General features: G+C 57.7%; 25 protein-coding genes. 7 read left to right on the forward strand and 18 right to left on the reverse strand.

What is annotated here, in order from left to right:
* Positions 1 to 70: 70 nt before the first annotated feature.
* Entirely contained in the window at positions 71 to 1,237 is a 1,167-nt protein-coding gene (locus ACP691_RS21300; protein ID WP_426154215.1) for an HD-GYP domain-containing protein, read from the reverse strand.
* A gap of 394 nt (positions 1,238 to 1,631) precedes the next feature.
* Here ACP691_RS21300 and ACP691_RS21305 point away from each other — a divergent pair, with 394 nt between their 5' ends.
* Together ACP691_RS21305 and ACP691_RS21310 are read left to right on the forward strand one after the other, a co-directional pair.
* Positions 1,632 to 1,898, forward strand: coding sequence for a hypothetical protein (locus ACP691_RS21305; RefSeq protein WP_426154217.1), 267 nt, complete (start codon positions 1,632 to 1,634; stop codon positions 1,896 to 1,898).
* 158 nt (positions 1,899 to 2,056) lie between these two features.
* Complete coding sequence (locus tag ACP691_RS21310) at positions 2,057 to 2,494, forward strand: globin domain-containing protein (protein ID WP_426154219.1); 438 nt, start codon at positions 2,057 to 2,059, stop codon at positions 2,492 to 2,494.
* Positions 2,495 to 2,732: 238 nt separating this feature from the next.
* On the opposite strand, the gene ACP691_RS21315 is transcribed toward ACP691_RS21310, so the two are convergent.
* The 6 genes from ACP691_RS21315 to ACP691_RS21340 all read right to left on the reverse strand — a co-directional run bounded on the left by ACP691_RS21315 (position 2,733) and on the right by ACP691_RS21340 (position 7,350).
* Positions 2,733 to 2,909 carry a hypothetical protein gene (locus tag ACP691_RS21315; protein ID WP_426154221.1) on the reverse strand — a complete coding sequence of 59 codons (177 nt, stop codon included), beginning with the start codon at positions 2,907 to 2,909 and terminating at the stop codon, positions 2,733 to 2,735.
* A 175-nt stretch (positions 2,910 to 3,084) separates the two neighbouring features.
* Positions 3,085 to 3,543 carry a response regulator gene (locus ACP691_RS21320; protein WP_426154223.1) on the reverse strand — a complete coding sequence of 153 codons (459 nt, stop codon included), beginning with the start codon at positions 3,541 to 3,543 and terminating at the stop codon, positions 3,085 to 3,087.
* Positions 3,544 to 3,823: 280 nt separating this feature from the next.
* Entirely contained in the window at positions 3,824 to 4,372 is a 549-nt protein-coding gene (locus ACP691_RS21325; protein WP_426154224.1) for a hypothetical protein, read from the reverse strand.
* Positions 4,373 to 4,955: 583 nt separating this feature from the next.
* The gene (locus tag ACP691_RS21330) at positions 4,956 to 5,717 is read right to left on the reverse strand and encodes a MarR family transcriptional regulator (protein ID WP_426154279.1); all 762 of its coding nucleotides are present in this window, start codon (positions 5,715 to 5,717) and stop codon (positions 4,956 to 4,958) included.
* A 629-nt stretch (positions 5,718 to 6,346) separates the two neighbouring features.
* A complete protein-coding gene (locus ACP691_RS21335; RefSeq protein ID WP_426154226.1) occupies positions 6,347 to 6,709 on the reverse strand; it encodes a hypothetical protein in 363 nt (120 codons plus the stop codon).
* Positions 6,700 to 7,350, reverse strand: a complete 651-nt coding sequence (locus tag ACP691_RS21340; protein ID WP_426154228.1) for an AAA family ATPase — start codon at positions 7,348 to 7,350, stop codon at positions 6,700 to 6,702. Before ACP691_RS21340 ends, ACP691_RS21335 begins: the two co-directional genes overlap by 10 nt.
* A 165-nt stretch (positions 7,351 to 7,515) precedes the next feature.
* On the opposite strand from ACP691_RS21340, the gene ACP691_RS21345 reads away from it, so the two are divergent.
* Complete coding sequence (locus ACP691_RS21345) at positions 7,516 to 7,794, forward strand: hypothetical protein (protein WP_426154230.1); 279 nt, start codon at positions 7,516 to 7,518, stop codon at positions 7,792 to 7,794.
* Positions 7,795 to 7,818: 24 nt separating this feature from the next.
* Here ACP691_RS21345 and ACP691_RS21350 read toward each other — a convergent pair whose 3' ends face one another.
* From ACP691_RS21350 to ACP691_RS21360, 3 genes are all read right to left on the reverse strand, one after another.
* On the reverse strand, positions 7,819 to 8,103 hold the full coding sequence (locus ACP691_RS21350; protein ID WP_426154231.1) for a HigA family addiction module antitoxin: 285 nt from the start codon (positions 8,101 to 8,103) through the stop codon (positions 7,819 to 7,821).
* A 14-nt stretch (positions 8,104 to 8,117) separates the two neighbouring features.
* A complete protein-coding gene (locus ACP691_RS21355; RefSeq protein ID WP_426154281.1) occupies positions 8,118 to 8,396 on the reverse strand; it encodes a type II toxin-antitoxin system RelE/ParE family toxin in 279 nt (92 codons plus the stop codon).
* Positions 8,397 to 8,482: 86 nt separating this feature from the next.
* The gene (locus ACP691_RS21360) at positions 8,483 to 9,388 is read right to left on the reverse strand and encodes a LysR family transcriptional regulator (protein WP_426154233.1); all 906 of its coding nucleotides are present in this window, start codon (positions 9,386 to 9,388) and stop codon (positions 8,483 to 8,485) included.
* An 87-nt stretch (positions 9,389 to 9,475) separates the two neighbouring features.
* On the opposite strand from ACP691_RS21360, the gene ACP691_RS21365 reads away from it, so the two are divergent.
* Entirely contained in the window at positions 9,476 to 9,991 is a 516-nt protein-coding gene (locus ACP691_RS21365; RefSeq protein WP_426154235.1) for an SRPBCC domain-containing protein, read from the forward strand.
* A gap of 141 nt (positions 9,992 to 10,132) precedes the next feature.
* Here ACP691_RS21365 and ACP691_RS21370 read toward each other — a convergent pair whose 3' ends face one another.
* Positions 10,133 to 11,896 carry an LPD7 domain-containing protein gene (locus ACP691_RS21370; RefSeq protein ID WP_426154283.1) on the reverse strand — a complete coding sequence of 588 codons (1,764 nt, stop codon included), beginning with the start codon at positions 11,894 to 11,896 and terminating at the stop codon, positions 10,133 to 10,135.
* Between the two features lie 317 nt (positions 11,897 to 12,213).
* On the reverse strand, positions 12,214 to 12,636 hold the full coding sequence (locus tag ACP691_RS21375; protein ID WP_426154236.1) for a hypothetical protein: 423 nt from the start codon (positions 12,634 to 12,636) through the stop codon (positions 12,214 to 12,216).
* Between the two features lie 220 nt (positions 12,637 to 12,856).
* Here ACP691_RS21375 and ACP691_RS21380 point away from each other — a divergent pair, with 220 nt between their 5' ends.
* Positions 12,857 to 13,132 (forward strand): hypothetical protein, encoded by a 276-nt coding sequence (locus tag ACP691_RS21380; RefSeq protein ID WP_426154238.1) that lies wholly within the window; start codon positions 12,857 to 12,859, stop codon positions 13,130 to 13,132.
* Between the two features lie 30 nt (positions 13,133 to 13,162).
* Complete coding sequence (locus ACP691_RS21385; RefSeq protein WP_426154240.1) at positions 13,163 to 13,456, forward strand: hypothetical protein; 294 nt, start codon at positions 13,163 to 13,165, stop codon at positions 13,454 to 13,456.
* 166 nt (positions 13,457 to 13,622) lie between these two features.
* On the opposite strand, the gene ACP691_RS21390 is transcribed toward ACP691_RS21385, so the two are convergent.
* Entirely contained in the window at positions 13,623 to 13,973 is a 351-nt protein-coding gene (locus ACP691_RS21390) for a plasmid mobilization protein (protein WP_426154242.1), read from the reverse strand.
* A 343-nt stretch (positions 13,974 to 14,316) separates the two neighbouring features.
* Between ACP691_RS21390 and ACP691_RS21395 the strand changes: the two genes are divergently transcribed.
* Positions 14,317 to 14,730 (forward strand): hypothetical protein, encoded by a 414-nt coding sequence (locus tag ACP691_RS21395; RefSeq protein ID WP_426154244.1) that lies wholly within the window; start codon positions 14,317 to 14,319, stop codon positions 14,728 to 14,730.
* Positions 14,731 to 14,733: 3 nt separating this feature from the next.
* Here the strand turns inward: ACP691_RS21395 and ACP691_RS21400 are convergent, their stop codons facing one another.
* The 5 genes from ACP691_RS21400 to ACP691_RS21420 form a co-directional block, all read right to left on the reverse strand.
* The gene (locus ACP691_RS21400) at positions 14,734 to 15,312 is read right to left on the reverse strand and encodes a hypothetical protein (protein ID WP_426154246.1); all 579 of its coding nucleotides are present in this window, start codon (positions 15,310 to 15,312) and stop codon (positions 14,734 to 14,736) included.
* A complete protein-coding gene (stbB, locus tag ACP691_RS21405; RefSeq protein ID WP_426154248.1) occupies positions 15,309 to 16,028 on the reverse strand; it encodes a StbB family protein in 720 nt (239 codons plus the stop codon). The genes ACP691_RS21400 and stbB overlap by 4 nt, the downstream gene beginning before the upstream one ends.
* A gap of 272 nt (positions 16,029 to 16,300) precedes the next feature.
* Positions 16,301 to 16,525: a hypothetical protein gene (locus ACP691_RS21410; protein ID WP_426154250.1), complete on the reverse strand. Its 225-nt coding sequence runs from the start codon at positions 16,523 to 16,525 to the stop codon at positions 16,301 to 16,303.
* A gap of 41 nt (positions 16,526 to 16,566) precedes the next feature.
* Positions 16,567 to 18,711, reverse strand: a complete 2,145-nt coding sequence (locus ACP691_RS21415) for a DNA topoisomerase 3 (RefSeq protein ID WP_426154252.1) — start codon at positions 18,709 to 18,711, stop codon at positions 16,567 to 16,569.
* Positions 18,712 to 18,739: 28 nt separating this feature from the next.
* Positions 18,740 to 19,102: a TrbM/KikA/MpfK family conjugal transfer protein gene (locus ACP691_RS21420; RefSeq protein WP_426154254.1), complete on the reverse strand. Its 363-nt coding sequence runs from the start codon at positions 19,100 to 19,102 to the stop codon at positions 18,740 to 18,742.
* Between the last annotated feature and the right edge of the window lie 43 nt (positions 19,103 to 19,145).

Raw genomic sequence — 19,145 nt, forward strand, 5'->3', positions numbered from 1 at the left:
GTCAGAAGCCCCTACCCAGGAGGCTCCTTGCCGCTTGGTCTACGCTGGCATCATTCTAGCCAAAGAGCGGCTAGGGCGCCTCCGCAGGGCCAGACCATAGGCGGTCGAGATCACGTAGCCCCCAGGCATCAGCAAGCTCCGCCTGTATGATTTGATCGCCACTTTCAGCCAGATCCAAGGGGGTCGGCGTGAGGCGGTAGCGGTGTTTGCAGTCCAACACGACCAGGACCTTGGGGGTGAGCAAGGTCTGCTCGTTCTGCTCAACCACAATGGCCAAGCGATCGCTCGCCAAGCGGACCAAGGTGCCTATTGGATAAATCCCTATGGTGCGTACGAAGGCCTGAAACATGTGTTCGTCAAAATGGCCCTTCCACGTGGCCATCTTCGCCAATGAATGAGCTGGCCCCCACGGCTGCTTGTAGGGCCTGGCCGACGTAATGGCATCATAGACATCGCAGATGGCCCCCATACGGGCCAGGGGACTGATGGCTTCGCCTGATAGGCCATGTGGGTAGCCGGTACCGTCGAATTTCTCATGATGATGCAAGCACACATCAATGGCCGCGACGTCCATGAAGCCGCTACGGCGCAGAATCTCCAACCCACCCACAGGATGGGCCCGCACAATGGCCAATTCCTCATCGGTAAGGCGACTTGGCTTATTCAAAATGTGCGCAGGAATGGCCATCTTGCCAATATAATGAAGCAGCCCGGCCTTACCGGCTTCCCGTATGACGGCCTCAGGCTGCTCAAGCTGTCGTGCAAGCGAAACCATCAATCCGCACACGGCTACCGAGTGCATGTAGGTGTACTCGTCTGCCGACTTCAAACGGGCAAGACTGATCAGTGCGTGAGGGTGGCGCATGATCGAGGCCGTGACCTCTTCAACCGCTTCGATCGAGGCTTCGTTGCTAATGGCGTGGCCTAGCCGTGCATCATTGAACATCCTGGCCACGGCCTGTTTGGCACGCGCACACGCGGCCATCGCGTCTCTAAGCTCTTCTTGCAAAGCCCGAGGTTGGGTCTCCACAGCCATTGGAGCAGGCACCGCCACATCCAACCCCTTGCTGGTATCAATGGATACCTGGGTCATCCCGGCCGTGCGAATCCGCTCCAGGTCGGCTGGATGCTGAATCTTGAAGCCGACCTTCCACAACGTCTGGGTAATGGCGCTGCCAGTAGCTTCATGCAGATACATACCAACGGTAAGGTCTGCGATCGGTATCGTGCGGATCATAGCCAATCGCCCTAAGGTTTTTAGGCTGTATCGACTCTGTACAGGATATCTAAAGCCGCAGCACACGCTGACTGACGAAAGGCTGCACCGCTTCAGCTATAAGCAACTGATAAGACCATGCATCGCCAGTTTAACTAGGGTGAAGAGCTGTACAGGCTGCTGTTGCCCCAAGGTGCCGGTTGTCCTAGGGTAGGGCTGGATCCATTCGGCTACCCCGAGGTCACATTTTGTCCGAGCCTCGGTCAATTCTGCATGCAGTCTGTGACCATGGCATTGACGGGGGCTTTAGAAGCTACCCGCGTGCGTGAAACTGCTATTAGGCATCAACAAGCATAAAAACGCCTATCGACGTTAACGCCGAGCGTACAACGAAAGAACTCGGAGATGGGTGCTTATGCTTGATGATCCCTATATCACCTCAGCGCTTTCAACTGACGTGCTGAACTGGAGCGCTATGGTCAAGACAATTGACCAAGCGGCGACTGAGCAGGAAGCCATGCAAGCGTTTTACCGAGCCGAGGGGTATCTCAAGTGCCTGGTCGACGTAGGGTTGGTAGGTATCTATCAATACGCCAGTCTACGTCGTCAGCTTGAAGAGCATTACTGCAAACGGTTTGGTGCCTATCGCCGTTTGGGCCCCACTGGCTTGACACCAACGTGACCAAGCGTTTACCAGGCCCCTTTGAAAATCGCGGCTTCGCATAAGCGGTAAGCTTGTCCCTCTGTCAAGGACAAGCCGCCTAGTTGGCCTGATCTAATGCAGCCTATAGATGGTCTATAATTACTTACGCCTGATGTGGAATTATAAAGGAAACCTTGATGACCACCCTTTCTCCTGAAACCATCACGACCATCAAGTCCACGGCTCCGGTGTTGCAAAAACACGGGGTTGAGATCACCACGCGCATGTACGAGCGTCTGTTCGTCGATCCTGACATCAAATCACTGTTCGATGAGGCCAAACAAAAGTCTGGTGAACAACCCAAGCGTCTAGCGGCGGCTATCTTGGCCTTTGCCAACAATGTGGATCGGCTTGAGGCGATTCAGAGTGCGATCGACAGCATCTGTGCCCGGCATGTGGCAACCCATGTCAAAGCCGAGCACTACCCTGCAGTGGCTAATGCGTTGCTTCCAGCCATCAAGGACGTCTTGGGAGAGGCGGCAACGGACGAGGTTTTGAACGCCTGGGGCGAAGCCTATTGGTACCTGGCCAATCGGATGATTGACCAGGAGAAAAGCCTATACGGCCACGGCTAGGCGGACTGACCTACGCCATTAAGGCCCCATCATCCCGGTAACCTTGTGGGAGGATGGCTGGGTGCGCCCACAAGTGCATCCAGGGGAAGCATTACCCGTATGGATGACTACGGCTCGGTATTTAGCCCACGCTCAAGTCTTTCGATACAAGGTGCATCAAACCGATGATGTTCGATGGCCTTCCCATCGGCTGCCATCACTCGCTGCGGAGGTTGTGCAGGATGGGCTTCCTCACTCATCAGGCGAAGCGTATCGGGCGCAACACCGGTGCATTGCAAGGCTGCGCACCGTAGAGCTTGGCGAAATTCCCATTGCCAGGCGGCAGGTAGACGTATAGCTCCCCGGAAGCCACCTCAAGCGCCAGAATAAACAACGAAGAAGGGCCAAATTCGCGGTCGTGCTCAAGGCGAAGCATGCGCAACTCGCGCAACTCTTGGAACACAGCCGGGCCATGTCCAACGCGCTTACGGTGCCAAGTAGTCATACAGATGGAGAGGTTGACACATCACTACGACAGGCTTCCGATGATGGGTGATGTCGGTAGCGGCGCTATGATACCAATGCGCTAAAAAATGCAAAGTACCCTCAGTCTAGTGGCTCAGCGCCTGCCTCACCGACGCGGCCAGGCGCTCAAGGGACCACGGTTTGGGTAGCAGCTCTACGCCTGGGAAATCCAATGCATTCAGCTGGCGGCCTGACGTCAGAATGACCGGGAGCGAGGGCCAGCGCGCATGCAGCAACAGGCACAGCTCCCCTCCATCGATCTGGCCCGGCATATTCTTGTCAGTGACCACCAGCCCTACGCTGCTGGCATGCTGCATCACATGGAGCAAGGCGTCATCGGCATTGTTGAACTCAACAAATGCATACCCAAGGTCGTCCATGAGCTCGCTCATGAGAAACCTCAGAAGGTCATCGTCTTCCACAAGCACAACGCAGCTTGGAGTAGGCGGTTGCAACGTTGACGCTGGCACAGGGGAAGGACTCATAGATACAGGACTACTGAGGACCCGACCGCCTTTCTTGAGGTTCCTCAGACAGTGAGGCATGACCGCTTACGTCCGATCAATGGTCCCAGCGCCGCTGCCATCAGTTGGGATAGCAGAGCGGATCTTTCCAGCGCGAAGGGCCTGACGTAAGCGGCGACGTAAGGCATGGCGTCGCGGTTGACACAAGTGTCAGCTTGTATAAGATTGAGCTACAGGTAACGCCGACCGGTGAAAGCGCCCGTCCACCTCGAAAGAGGTCCGCACCATAGAGTGGGATAATCAAGAGACTCCGGATTAAAGAAAGGCCCCGCGCATGCGGGGCTTTTTCTTATCTGGCTCTCTAGCGCGGGGGGTTGATGTCCTTTCCCTGGTACCTGTTGAGCAGAATGAACCTGAATTTGATGGGTTTTGTGTAGGGCAGGGGGTCTACCCGCTCATGCGCGCTGTTCACAAACAGGTTGAGGTGTACTCCCTCCGCTTTTCTGGCTTTGCTGACTGTGAAAAAGACCGCGTAGTCAAAACGCCTGCCTTCATGCACGACCTCAATGGTCACGAACTCTTCTCGCCCGGTATGCATACACCGCCGATCCCATAAGGTCGTGATGATCTCGGGAAGGTGCTTGGACAGCGCCCAGCGGACCAGACAAAACACTCTTCTTTCCCGGTTGTCCTGGTACCACTGCTCTTCTATGACCGTCTCGCCTGGCAAGCGATCCCTGGCGAAGCAGTGCAGGCCATAGGAAATGTTCACCTTCAGGGCGAGGTCAGGTTTCCCATCCTTGCCAGGGATGACCACGTCCCAGAGGCGAGGATGAAGGTGGCTAAGGTCGTAGGTGATGCCCCCGATGATTTTCGGGGTCCAGGCAAGACCCGTTGTAGGTTTTCCCATTGTTCCATTCTGTGAGTGCGCAGGCTGTTCACATTGTGCCACGGGTTACCCCGGTGTCAGCCCAAAACGCATGCCTTCACCGAAGGCACAATGCGGCCGATAAAGCGCTATCGAATCCGAAAAGCCTGAGCGCACACGCGCCCGGTTGAGGCGCAGGGTGGCGTAGCCGCCCTGGGGCGATTTATCCGGGGTCTTAGCGCCCGAAGGGTGGCCGTAGGCCAGGGCAGGGCGGCTGTGCCGCCCTGGGCCGCTTAGACAGGCTTGGGCACGGTCTGAAGTTCACGCGTCCGCGCCGTGCCATCGGCACGAAATGCGCGGGCATTACTGCTGAGGTGGGGTTCACACCTCGAAAAGCCCTGTTTTTCCGGGACGGGGAAACTGAAGGGGGTATAAGATTTCATTTATTTCAACGCCCCCAACGGCAGGGCCTGGAACCATCTGTTTTAGGGGTGGTTGGGGCTGAAAATTCGCCGTTTTTGGGCCCGTTGCGGGCTGGCCAGCGAAACGACCAAAAGCCCTCTAAATTGCGGGCGTGACAGGGCCTCCGCGTGAGCGGATACGGTTTTGAGGCAAAGCAGGGGTGTTATTTGGTCTTGTTGGCCACCGACGCCATTAGCTTCTCCAGCGCGCTCTGCAACGCATTGCCTGGGCGTGACGGCGCGTTCTCTCGGGCCTGTGGCTGAGCCTGGCCGCCTGCGGTATCACCGCCGGCTTCGCGTGCTTCCTTGGCCTGCCAACGCTGCCGCGACCTTTCACGGCGCTGTAGTTCCAGGGAATGCTGCTCCAGCTCGGACAGGCGCTGTTGGCCAATCTTCTCCAGGGTCACGGCGCGGCGCTTTTTGGCCGCTTTCTGCACCCGTTCGAACACGTAGGCCAGGCCTAGGTCTTTCCAGAACAGTTTGGTGAAGCGCACCAGGACGCGGGTACGCACCAGGTGCAAACCGTTTTCGTCCTTTCCGTCCAGGCGAACGCGTTCGATCCGGCGATAAACATAGCCGGCATCGTCCAGGGTTTTCAGCAGGCGGCACAGCGCCGGCGCGGAGATACCCGCGTCTTCGGCAATACCGCGCTGGGTGTTGAGCACATAGCGTCCGTTCTGCGGATCGATGTAGCCCAGCACGCCGGTGGCCAGGTCCAGGCGCACCAGGACTTGCTCAGCCACGCGCTCGATGGCGGTGAACTTCTCCAGGCGGGTACGGCGGTCGCCGTGTACGCCGTCCAGGCGACGCAGGTACTGGCCACGGTAGCTGACGATGTTGCCCAGGCGGTGATACGCGGTGCGGATCAGGGGGTTTTTGAGCTGCTGTTCGGTGAGGTGACGCGGGGCTGCATAGCGGGCAGGCATCTGCCGACCAGGACGGCGCAGCGCGGAGTGGGGATCGGAGGGGGCGAGCCTGACGGCCTTGAGGTGGCTCATGCTTCACCGCCTAGGGCCTGGGGGCCATGCGCTGCGGTGAAGCCGGTCAAGCTCGGGTGTCGCGTGGTGTACAGGCTGAGGCCGGCAAACGGCACCGCCTGCGGAGGAATCTTTTCCATAAGTCCGCCATTGAGCGGTGAGCCATTTAGGATCACTTTTTTGGGCTTGCACGAAGCCATAGTGATCGCCATAATTGGCTCACGTGTGTGGTGAACAGGTAATCCGCCTAGACAACGGCCTGTTCATGATTTCCAAAAAGCCCCGGCGCCAACCGGGGCTTTTTGGTTTCTGCGATTCGGTTATCTCACTCAGAATCCCTTTCAATCTGGTTCACGTTGGGTCCCAAACGATTGCGCAGGGCAACCCCAGCGGCGTTCAGGAACGCAAAGTGCGTGAACACTATCACCCCAGAATTTTCTCTGCAATGCAAAAATGTCACGCCTAAGATGTGATTTTACTTTGAAGGTATGCCGAACACTTGCTCCATACCCCCCGTAATCTCGACCCCTAGGGCTCGAAACTTACGTAACTTACGTAAGTTACGTAACTTACGTAAGTTATTCGTCTTCGTCCTCTGAGCCCCGGCTGGTAAGGGGTTCGGCTTGAGAAGTAGCTTCGAGCAAAGCGATGATCTCGGCTTTACCAAGCTTGCGCATGGCAAGAATCGCTGCACGAACTACGTCCGAACGCGTGGCTTTGAAATCGCGTGGCATGAGAGCCATTTTGTCGATTTTCAGATTGATGTCTTTAGACAGAGAGAATGTTGTTCTTACGAAGGTAGGGGCCTTTTTCCGGTTACGCTTGGCCTTGGGAGTCGCGCTTAGAGGCGCTCCAGCAATGAAGGCCAGTGCAGCTTCCTCATTGGCGTCGGTGGGCATTACAGCCTGATCAGGTTTTCGTACCAAATCCTTCAGGCCCATGATCTGTTCCCCCAGAGCTCGGTGGCCAACGTCTCGATTTCTTCCTTAGCCCGCGGATCATTCGTGCTTTCGAGAACGGAGCAGCCGTCTTCATCGGCATCGTCGTAGACGTTACGGGCGGTGGTGATCGCGTCCAGGGGCGGAATGCCAAAGGACCGGCATGCCTCTTTGGCATCCAAAATTCGCTGTACCTGGCTGGGCAATGCGGGACATTGCGTAATCACAGCACGGATGGTCAGTGCAGGATTCACAGCGGTAGCCAGCCTGGCCAGATTGTCTACCTTAGGTAAGGTCTTCAAGTCACGCCGCTTTGGCCGGAAGGGAATCAGCATGTGCGTTGCGACAGTCATTGCCGAGCGTAAGGCTTCAGAGTCCGACCCTCCAGCATCGACTACGATTTGCCTGTACCGACCTCGTAGGTCCGCTAGCGTCTGCCTGATATTACCGTGGGCCTGTACGACCGGGATTGCCGGAAGATCTCCCTGGGCGGAACGTTCCGCTGCCCAATCTGCAGTCGTGCCCTGAGGGTCTGCATCGAGGAGAAGGACATCACCCCCTCGAGCTTGGAGCCATACGGCGAGGTTTTGAGCGAGACAGCTTTTGCCGCTACCTCCCTTTTCACCGCCTAGTAACAGGATCATAAAAACGTGCGGCCTCATTCGAATAAGTTACGTAACTTACATAAGTTTCTGTCGCTTCGCTATGATTCTCTGCATGGTCCTGGAGCCTGACTCTCAGGTCCACGCTGGCCGAAGCGGGCCGGATATTCCCATTCAGACAACCTGACAGGGTCTACGGAGACCTATATGAAGGCAGCTAACGACGCGAAGTACGACAGATCACACCCGTTCCAGGCCTATCGCGTAGGAAGGGAAGCGGTGTACGCCGCCTATGGCGAGGCGGCGGCCATGGATCTCGCTAACCAAGACTATGGCTATGCGCATTTCAGCCTAAGCGATGTGGTGTATTGTGACTTAGCAGCATCAGAGCTGCTTTACTCAGCCGCCGGCGCGCCGTTGGGACTGTTGGAGCAACAGCTTATGCTTACATCTGAACCTGGATATTTAGGCTCCTTCGAGCCTTAAACGACGACTCGAAGGAACCGCTTACTAGGCCGCATGTAGTCGAGTGATCGCAGGTACCTCTTTGTGCTTAGCCTGCCACAAATCATAGGCTGATTGCCTAGCAAGCCACATGTGGGCCTTGCCCAAACCGGCTAGCTCCAGGCGCCAAGCCAGGTCAGCCGTAATGGCCGCTCGGCCATTGAGGATCGTGGACAGCTGCCCTCTGGAATACCCCAAATGCTTGGCCAGCGCCGTCACGGACAGCTTCATTTCAGGCAATACGTCTTCGCGTAGTGCCTCGCCTGGGTGGGGCGGGTTGTGCATGGTCATTTGACGTTCTCCTGTCAGTGGTAGTCCAGGTAATCCACCAGTTCTACATCAGTATCGATAAAGCGGAAAATCACCCGCCAGTTGCCCGACACACTCACTGACCAGAAGCCTGCTAGCTCGCCTTTAAGCGGATACAGGCGCATACCTGGTTCGTCCATGTCATCCGGCACCTTGGCCACGTCCAGCGAAGCCAGTACGCGGCGTAACCGGGCAACGTGATCAGCTCGAACGCCCTTGGCGTTGCCCGTCAGATACAGGGCCTTGATGCCTTTATGTCGGAAGCTTTTTATCATGCCTAAAGTGTAAGGCAAGGCCATACAGGCTGCGAGGTATTTGTAAGCTTTTCCCTTACAGCCTTATACTGACCCTATGAATGCCTTCAGAGCGCTGCTGCTGTTTCTGCCATCAGAGAACGAAGCCAGCGATGAGCTGCATCTCGGTGTGTTCTCTCGTGCCAAGCAAGCAATTTGCTGAAGCCCGGGATCTCAACCGGTGGTTCAATGATCGCCAGCCCGGCCTGACGAACTGCCAGTCGGTGAGGCACAACAGCGATCAAATCGCTGCTTGACAGAATTTCTGGCAGTACCAGGAAGCTCGTAACAGAAATCGCGACTCGCCTCGCTCGGCCAATGCTTCGTAAGGCCTCATCGGTCACGCCACTGAATCCGCCACCTGATGGGGACACCAAAGCATGATCCAGCGCGCAGAACCGATCCAGGGACAACGTGCCTACTTTGGCATCAGGATGATTGGCCCGCATAACACACACATAGCGCTCGACGAACAGCAATTGGCTGTGAAGACCCGCTACACCCGGATTCGCTGAAATCAGGGCTAAATCAACGTCGCCTCGATCCATCTGCACCTGGAGCAGCTTGTCGTCAATTGGCACTACTGAGACTTTTATATTTGGCGCTTGCTGACGAAGGGTGCTCAGGAAAGGGACCACGATTGCCCGCAACGCGTAGTCGGTTGAGGCCACTTTGATCGTCAGCCCTGCTGTCTGAGGGTCGAAGGCATCAGGTTGCAGCATGCTTTCAACGTCCGCGAGCCATTGCTTGACGGGCCGAGCAAGCGCTTCAGCCCTAAGCGTCGGCACAATACCTCGTTGAGCTCGTACGAAGAGAGGGTCATGAAAGCTTTCCCGTAATCTATTGAGCATTCCGGTCACAGCCGGCTGCGTGAGGGAAAGACGTTCAGCCGCTCGCGTCACGCTGCGCTCATCAAGCAGAGCATCCAAGGTCTTGAGCAGATTAAGATCCAGCTTCCTGATATCAGCTGACATGATGAATTTAATAATTTTTCACGATTGGAGTTATTTCAGGCTAGCAAGCATGCTGATGTAAATCCATTGCATCAGGTAGCAAGCACCATGAATCACATCATTTGGCCCGAAGATTATCTGCCTGGTTTCACTGAAAACTTTGTTTCCAACGAGGTAATTGTCGCTGGCCTCTCTGCAGCGGACATCTGGCCGTTACTCAGTCAAGCCGCTAAATGGCCCTCTTACTACAGCAACTCGGCGAATGTGGTTTTCCACGACCATGACGGTCCAGATCTGCAAGACGGCGTGCGCTTCTACTTCGAGACGTTCGGTTTTCCCGTCGAAGCCCAGTGCAACGAATATCTGCCGCCTTCCACAACCAATCCAGGCCGCATTGCATGGCACGGTTGGACGGGTGAAGGCGAAACACGACTGGACGTGCATCACGCATGGCTAGTTGAGGATTTGCCTCATGGCCGAGTGCGCATCCTCACGCAAGAGACGCAAAAGGGCAAACCTGCGGTGGAATTGGCCAATGCTAAACCCAATCCAATGATCAACGGCCATCAAGATTGGCTGGATGGGCTAGTTAAAGCGGCATTTGAGGCCAAGCAAGCGATCTAAGGTTTCCGAGCTTCTGCGCGTGTAGCTGCTTGATAGAACGCTTCAAAACTCGGTGCAGTTAACTAACCTGCTTGGCCTATCCAGACGGCGGTTGCTCAATGACCGTCACCGCCTCCCGCTTGAGGAGGCGGCTCGCTGGGGTTAATCGGTACTCATGCCGGACTCTGGCTCCGGCTCTGGCAATTCCGGCGTGCCTGCCGCCACGGCCAGCCCTTTGGGCGTGGTATCGGCCACCTCGCGTTCGGGCAAGGCCGGTTCGGCTGACCACTCGCGGCGGTTGGTCATCTTCTCCTTCACCGTACCGTCTTCGGCGACCTCTTGGACGATGACAGGCCGCGTGCCGTGGTCTTCCAGGCGCACCTGGTCGCCACGGGCCAGGTCTGAGGCATTCATGGCCTCCTCCAGCCCAACCCCCCAGACGGTTCGTTCTCCGGCGTCGGTTTTGAGCGTGACGAAATAGCTCATCTGCTTGTCATCCTGGTGCTGGTAGCGCGCTGCGCCATGGTCCACCAGTTCGCCCTCGATCACCCTGGAGCGGCCTTCAGGAGCGTTGGCGGTCGGCGCCGCTGCTGTCGTAGCCGCTGGTGCGGTTGCCGGTGCGTCTGCCATGCGAAGGCGCCCCTCCACTTCGTTGACGATCTTCTCAGCCAGGCCGGTCACCTCGTCCAACGCCTTCAACGCCTCGGGCGAGCCGCCTACCTGCCGGTAAGCTGCTTCTATCGTTTCTTTGAACGCCTCGCGATAGTGGTCACGCTCCATGTAGGCGGTCAGCATCGCTGCCGCTTCAGGTGTGCTATCCCCGGTGCCGATCAGCCACATGGCATGATCTTCACCGCGAAGGCTCATGATCGTGTCGGAGGCGTGAACGTCAGCCTCTTTCATGCCCATGTTCTGGCGGTATAGGGCTTCGCGCCTGACCAGTTCGCTGGGGCTTTGCAAGTCAGGATCCGGGCCGGCCTTAGCAGGCGCCGCGGCTTCGGCTGTTGGTGCCGTGGCGGTTGTTTCGGACTCTGCGGCACGTTCAGCGACGGGCTTCTCGGCATCCGGTGCCGGCGCAACGCCGGGCTCGATGCTTTGGCCTTCCTTCTCAATTGCAAGCTCGGCGCGTCTGGCGGCCAGGCCCTGGTTCATGGCCTTGTCGGTAAAGTGGATGTCCAGACCATTCTTGGCGGCGGCCTCGATCACCAGCTTTTTGAAATCGGCGGTGCCGTTGATGGTCAAGGTGCTACCAAAACGCTCCTTGGCCAGCTCCAGGGCCACGGCCACGCCTGATTCGGTGATGCCGGTACGGCGCATCGAAATGGCCTTGCCGGTATCCACAAACAGGGTCTTGTCGGTGGCTTTGTCCAGGTAGTGAACGTTCTGGCTGAATTTGGCCTTCTTGGTGTAAAGATCCTTGGCGCTGAGGTCGCGGGCGCGTTCCTCGGCGGCCTGCGGGTCTACCTGCTTGGCGAACCGATCCATGATGCGCTTCACCCGGTCGCGCACGCCTTCAGGGCTAGGCCCCTTGGCGCCGGTGATGGTGAAGCCCGGTTCGTCCTTCTCGTCCTCGATAAGCTCGCGTATGGCGGCGCTGCCCATTAGGTCTACCTCTTTGCTGGGTTGGGGGGATCGAAGCTGTTCACGCGCTCGCAGCCGCTCGAAGGTCAGCACGGAGATCAGCTGAGCCTTGTCCTGGCGGGTCAAACGCTCGTCAGCGAACACCGCTCTTCGAGTCGAGTAGAACTGCTGGTCGAGGCGGCGCAGCGCGTGACGGTGCGCGGGCAAAATCTGGTTGTACTGGGCCTCCCGCGTGAAATACGCGGCAACCGTTGAGGCGTGTTTGTTGGCGGTCAGCGCCGTGATCGGCGCTCTCTTGAACACCAGTGGCTGTTCTGCAGGACGCTTGAGCGGATCGAACAACATCCGGGCGCGCTGCTCGATGTCGTTCACGCTGGCCACCCGGTGACGGTTTCTGGCATAGGGCGGGATGACCGCTCCAGGCCGGCCCTTACGGGGTTTGTGTGAAGCGCGGGCTTGGCCAGCGCCTGGGACTGCTTTCGGCGCGGGCTTCGTGGTCAGTGGCTCGCTGGCCAGCGGGCTGGATGACTTGCCGAACGGCTCGCGGAGAAACACCAACTCGTTCTGCGCGGGCCGCTTGAGCGGGTCGAACAGACGCCGCCCGCGCTCCTCGATGTCGGCAATCGTCGCTACCCGGTGCGGGTTCTTCGCGTAGGGCGGGACTAGGCGTCCAGTTCGTTGTACTCGGGCAGTTCGAGGGGTTCGGGCAACTCGGACTCCTCGCCGGCTTGTGGTGCCTGCTGGCGCTGCTGCGCCCGCTGCTGTCTTAGGAACGGCGGTAGGCTGGCTTCCTCTTCCTCCTCGCTCAGCTGCGGGCCGGCGCCCTCCTCGTCCTCCTCCTCGTATAGATGATCGCAGTCCAGAATCTCCTCCTGGTTGCGGCTGTCCCAGGTGAAGGTATGCATCACTGGGCAGTAGCACCGCACCGTCACGGCTTCTGGTCGATCCGGCTTGCCGGTGATCTGCCACATGGCTGACGGACAGGTTTTGCAGGCCATCGGCAGGCTGGGCAGTGCGTCGCCCCGAAGTTTCAGCAGCACTTCGCTGGTAATCTCGCGACCGTTGGCTGGGCTGTAGGCTGTCATGATGTTCTCCATGGATTCGGTAGAAGGTCTGTTCACGCTCAGCAAGTAATTGCTGTTTTACCTCGGGGCTCGCCGCCACATAGCGCTTGCGAAAGGACGGCGAAGCCTTCTCCACATACTTGATTTCTTTGGAACGCTGCGGCCATTCCGTGAGCCGCTGGGCAATAACGGCTTGGTCCAAGGGTGGCTTTTTCAACTCCCGCCGGACGATGAACGTGTCTTGAAAGATGGTCTCTTTCAGATTGGTGAACTTCGCATCGCCGGGTCGCTTGACTGCCAGGTACTCGTTTTCCTTCCCCTGATTTCGAATCCGCGTTTCGCCATAGTTAGCCGCCAAAGCGTAAAAATCGGCGCGGCTCTTTACGTTCTTTTCAATTACCTGCTTGACCAGGGATTGCTTGAATTCGCGGTTCTTTCCATAGAAGTCATCGCCCTTGTATCGGGACAGCACGCTGGCCACGTCGCTGATGTCAGCCCGAACACGCTCTCTGGGTGAGACAAGGTTGTACTTCTGGTTGAGATACTCTTGAAACGCTTCAAAGTGCTTTTCATGGTTTTTATAGAAACCCACCGGGTTAGCTTCGTTGCCACTGAGCAAATTGATACGCGGCACGATGACGTGAATATGCGGTTTACGCTCGATGGCTTCTCCGGTCTTCTTGTCATTGACCCATCTTATTTTTGGCAAATGTGCTTCGGCGTAAAAATTGAATTCATCCTCCTGATAGGCGTACATGAGAAACTGTTTGAATTCAGTAGTCACCGCTCGAAGTTTTTCCTCTGGTACAATATCTTCGTAGAAACTGAGCGTGAAGGTTAGATACCGGTCCTGTCCTCGGTCGGGAATGCTTTCATAAATGGCGCGGGTCAAATCAAGGTCGCCCGAAATCACCATGCGATGGTCTAGTTCGTCGCGGGTGAATTCGCGTCCCGATTTATTGCCTTCCTCCAGGTACTCTTTGGCGTCGGTATTGTATCCACTTGCCCTAATCAGCATTGGATATACCTGTCAGAAAACGGGACTCTATCGAAGCCAGTTTGTTGAGCCATTTGAGATACACTGATTCGGAAATCAAACCGCGTCGGTGAGCGGCGTTAACGCTATGGGCCAGCTGGTTAATGTTGTTACTGGCCTTGTTGTAGTAGAACAGCAGTCGCTGATAATCAACCGGCCTGGCTTGTTTGACGTTGAACGTGACTTTGGAATTGATAAACACATCGCGCAGAAACTCGGAGGTGGTCATGCCTGCGGCCTTGAGCTTTTTATCAATCTCGGCAAAGTCCTCGTCGGTCACGCGTAGGGTCAGGACACGGGTTTTCTTGGGCTGCTCAGCCATGGGGGCCTCCAATGACGACGACTGATGACAAACGACAAGCGAAGCGCCTGACGCTCTGCGGGGTTTCAAAGGGGTGTCCCCTTTGGCACGTCGATGTAGGAGGGGGCTTGCCCCCGTATACATCGGTAACGTGCCTGCTTATCGCCCCCGAGGGTGGGGGTTGGCCCGGGAAATTGAGGACGATTTCACTACGTTGCACAGCCATGCACTGGCGTGCATTACAATGCACTGCGTTGCACTAGATTTCACTAACACGCACACAGATGCACTAGCTTGCACTGCGTTGCACTAATAGGCGTGCGCTGGTAGGTTTGAGGCTCGAACGACCAATGAGGACGGCAAAATGGCCGATTGGAGAAGCAAACCCCGCACCGGCAAAGCCCTGTTTGTGAGGCACCTGGCGGTGATCCAAGCACGACTAAATGCCGGCGAAACTCAAACCACGATTCTCCAGGCATTGAGCCAGGGCGGGGATTTCGAGATGAGCGCTGCGCAATTCAGCCGCTACATCAAGACGTTCGGCCTTACAGCCAGCGTCCAGATGCCGGCACGCGCTCATAGAAGCAATCGCACAGCACCGGTGACCGAACAGCCTGGTGAACGTCCCCAACAGGCCGCTGAAAGCGCGGTAGAGGCTCCCCCGGCTCCTAAAGCCCCGCTTACACAAGCGGACTTCAGGAAGATCAGGGAGGACGTGAACAAAATGGACCTAAACGCGCTCATTTCAGGCAAAGGGATCGTGTACGCAGACAAGTGAGGCTTACGGCTGAAGCTTGTAGCGATCCCGGATGCTCTGCGGTAACGCGTCAATCGCTTTTCGCTGGGTCTGGTATTCATCAAAGAACCATTTATTCGTCTCGCTAGCATCCTGGGCCTTGATTGCAAGCCATCCCATGGCACCAATCATCGTTAGCGCTACGGCGACAAAGCCGGCCAATAGGATGTAATTTAACCGGGTGGCTTGCGTGTCACGCACACTGCCAGAAAGCGCTTTAACCCTGCTTTCCAACTGCTCGATCTGTACGGCTGCACTGGTCAGAGCAGGTTCAAAAGCGCGGCCTAGGCTTTGGTGGATCGCTTGGGTTAGCTGAATGCCAACCTCCATGCCAGCTTGAGCCGTGGCCGCCTGGATGAACTCCTTGGTGCTTTTTTGCAGAGATAGCGCAGTGTCCTCGGCGTCTTCAACCGCGTCGGCCACGATGTTGAGCGAATCTCGCATGGACAGTTCAAGTACCTTGGGAATGCTCTTGATATCGTCATGCAGACGACCAACATCGCTTAGTAATTCCGTGATTAATGCATCCCTGGCCGTTGCTGGCATGGCGACGTGCTCATTCATTGGACAGTCTCCTCAGCGAACAACTCAGCAAATACCACGTCAAGTTTACGGTTGACCCCACGGCAAAGTGCGCGCAACCCATACATATCAGACCAGCGATTGCGGTCCTCTGGGCTCGCCTCTTTGTTTTTGAGCAGTTGCTTATAATCCGTTTCGTCTTCCATCAGCGCTTGCATGGAAGTTCGGTTAACCGAAAGGGCATCAAAAAGCTCAGTTTCAAATACGGCGCAGCGCTCGTTGAGCCAGAACGACTTAGAAGTGTTGTGGTAGGCAAAAATAATTGGAAATTCTGCCCGGACATCGCGTTCAACACGGTTGAAGATCACCCTGATTTTCTCTGGCGGAACGCCAATAGCGGAAAGGCTGCTAATCAGCGTCATCGTTTCCTTCTGCTCTTTGGTGCCTGAAGTCACCGGAACCATGTAGAAATCAATTTCTTCGTGGGCTTCGTCGAAGCCTTCCAGGTTGGCCATGAAGTCTTCAACGTTGGAAGCCCCAACGTCGATAATGGCATGGTCCTCCAGCATCAATTTCTTGAACAGCTCGCGGAATTTGTTCCCGCGCAGCTTCTCTACGTCCAGCCCGAGGGTTTCGGCGGTTTCATTGATGGATTCAATGGCGTAAATCGGTGCGCCGCTCATACGCGGCGAAAGGAAGTTAGCGGCCAGGGTGGTTTTGCCAACAGTGCCGGTGTAGTTAATGGTGACAACTTTCATGCTGATTAATCCTTGGTAGTAGGTGATAGGGTGAGGAAGGATCAAGACCAAGGGCGCTGCCCTTGTCATCCCGCAACGGCCGCGTTGACCTCGGGAGCGCGGGGTGATGAAGCCACCCCACACTCCGTCGGTAAGCCTTTTCTGGTCGGGGTGCCGTCAAGTGTTCGCTTCGCCCTTGCTTCCGTTCGTCGCGACGGTGGAGCCGTCACGACGAGCCGGGAGCGCGGCACCTGACGGGTCAGGTTGGGTCGTTGGGTTGTTGGCCGCTGGGGCTAGTCATCCAGGGCCTGGGCGCGTTGCGCGGCTTTCCAGCCAGCGGTCCAGGCGTTGTGCAGGTCCAGGGCGCTCCTGAACAGCGCAGGGGGCATGTTCTGCCCCTCTCCGTAAGCTCGGTGCCCAAGACAGCCCGCGTCGTAGCAGGCAAATGCCGCGGCTTCTGCGTCGTCCTGGATCAGCGCCTTTTCATAGTCACAGCGCACGTCTAAAGCCTGGCTCATGCCTAAGCCCTCCGTGTGTCTGTCAGGTTGTGCGGCGATGGTTAGCGGCTGAACACAAACTCAAGCTTGGCTTCGTGGTTCAGCTTCAAGGCCGCGTCAAAGGACTTGCCCGTTTTCTTGCTGTGAAAGCCCTTGAGCACGCCGGTCTTGCCCTTGGTCAGCAGGGTTTCGATCTGGCCAGGGGTCAGCATCTTGCCGCTGACTTCCGGGTACAGCTTGAAGGCGCAGGCGCGGCAACCGATCACACGCGGCGTCACGGCCAGTTCGTGGCCGCACATGGGGCACTTGGCGTTCAACGCGATCGGGGCCGGTTTGGGGGTGCCTTGCACGTTGCCCAGGTCTACGCCTTTCACCTGGTCGGCAATGAAGCGCTCGAGCTCGTCCAGGAAGGCATCTACGGTCAGTTCGCCGGCTTCGATCATCTGTTGCTGCTCATGCCAGAGCGCCGTCATATCCGGTGTGGTGGCAATGGCCGGTAGCGCGGCGATGAACTCCAGACCCAGCGGGGTCGGGATCAGCTTTTTCTTCTCAACCTGATAGAAACCGCGCTCCTGGAGCTTGGCCAGCATGGCGGCGCGGGTGGCCGGAGTGCCGATCCCGCCGTTTTCGCCTTTCTTGCCCTGGTCGCGGTCGATCAGCAGCTGCTTGATGCGCGGATCTTTGACGTACTTGGCCACGCGCTGAAGATCCTTGAGCAAGGTTGCTTCGGTGTAGAGCGGTAGCGGCTTGGTTTTTTCCTTGGCCACGGTGATGCCGTCGCACAGGCCGCTGTCGCCGGCCTTGAGGCTGGCCAGGGCATCGAACGGGCTTACGGCCTGGGCGTCCTGGTCGTCGTCCTCCTCGCGCTCCTCGGCCAGCTGGGCGGTCCAGCCGGGCTGGGTCACTTGGGTGGACCGTGCCACAAAGGTGTGCCCGCTCACGTCAAACCGCGCTTCGGCGCTTAGGTAGCGTTTTTCCGGCAGGAACTGAGCGACGTAGCGTTTCACGATGGCCAGGTACACGGCGCGCTCGTCGGCGCTCAGCTGCTCCAGGTTGAGCTTCACCGCTGTGGGAATGATCGCGGTATGGGCCGATACCTTGCTGTCATCAAAGGCGCGGCTTTTACGCTCGGGTTTGACCTCGGTGAACATCCCGGCCAGGTCCGGCAGGGCCTGGCTCAGCAGGTCCAGGGTGTGCGGTGCCTCGGCAAACTGGTCGCTGGACAGGTAGCTGCAATCGGAGCGGTTATAGGTAATGGCCTTGTACTTCTCGCGCAGCGCCTGGGTCAGTGCCAGGGTTTTTTCGGCGTCGATGCCATGGGCCTTGCTCATGTACACCTGAAGGTCCAGCAGGGCGAACGGCAACGGTGCTGGCGTCTGCTTCTCGTCCACGCGAGCCTCGATCACGCTGGCGGGCTTGAGCCGGCAGGCGTCAGCCAGCTGATTGGCGTACCCCTCCTCGATGATCCGGCGTTTGTCGTCCACCGGCGCATCCTCGGCCACCACAAGGCGCGCCTGGGCGCGCTGGCCATCAAAGGCGAGGCTCGCCGCGACGGTGTAGTAAAAGGCGCTGGCGTGGTTCTTGTTGGCCAGGTAGCGGTTCACGATCAGCCCCAGGATCGGGGTTTGCACGCGACCTACCGATAGCACGCCTTTGACGCCTTTAGCCTGGCCAGCCAGGGTACAGGCGCGGGTCATGTTGAAGCCGTACAGCTGGTCGCCAATACTGCGGGCCAGCGCCTTTTGGTACAGGCCGAAGAACTCGCGGTTGTCGCGCAGGCCTTCCAGAGCCTTGCGGGCGGCGTTGGCGTTGAGGTCGTTAATCAGGATGCGCTTGACCGGCGCGGTGTTGCCGAAATGCTCTAGGACTTCATCGACCAGTAGCTGGCCTTCGTCGTCCGGGTCGCCGGCATGGACGATTTCCGAGGCACGACCGATCAGCTGCTGAACCGTCTTGAGTTGGGCCTGGGTACGCGCAATGGGCTGGTACTTGGCCGGGCGCAGCTTCAACGGCAGGTCGGCCAGGTTCCAGGCTTTATACGCGGGGTTGTGCGCCTCGGGCGGGGCCAGTTCGAGCAAGTGGCCTACGCACCAGGTCACGATGTCGTTGCTGCCGCATTCGAAATAGCCGTCCTTGCGGATGACCGTCCCCAGCGCTTCGGCAATGACCTGGCCCAGCGCAGGCTTTTCAGCGATGAATACTCGCATGGTTGTCTCCTTGTCCTGACCAGGGCGCTCAGCCCCGGACCATGCCGAACTTGTCGTTGATTTTTTGGGTGTAGCTGCGATCCGCTTCGGAACAGCCATTGAGGTAATTCAGGCGCGCCGTGGCCGTCTTGCCCCATTTGATGTTTCCGTGCTTCTTCACCACGATGCTGAAATAGTCCCGCTCGGCGCTGCTGCATGCGTTGCCGCCGCTGTTGCCGGTGAGCTTGCCGAACATGCACAGCACCGATTTGCAGGCGTCGCCGGCGAAGGCTTGGGGGCTGCCGAACAGGCACACCGCGAACAGCGCACAAACCAGTTTTTTGCCGCGTCCAGGCACGGCGTTGCCCTCGGCCTGACCTGGGCGGTCAGCCGTGTGTACGGATGTTTTCATGGTGGTATTTCCTGAAAGGCGCAGGCGCGCCGGTCACTCAGAG

The organism is Pseudomonas sp. DC3200b2 (genome assembly GCF_049895785.1).
Classification (GTDB): Bacteria; Pseudomonadota; Gammaproteobacteria; order Pseudomonadales; family Pseudomonadaceae; genus Aquipseudomonas; species Aquipseudomonas massiliensis.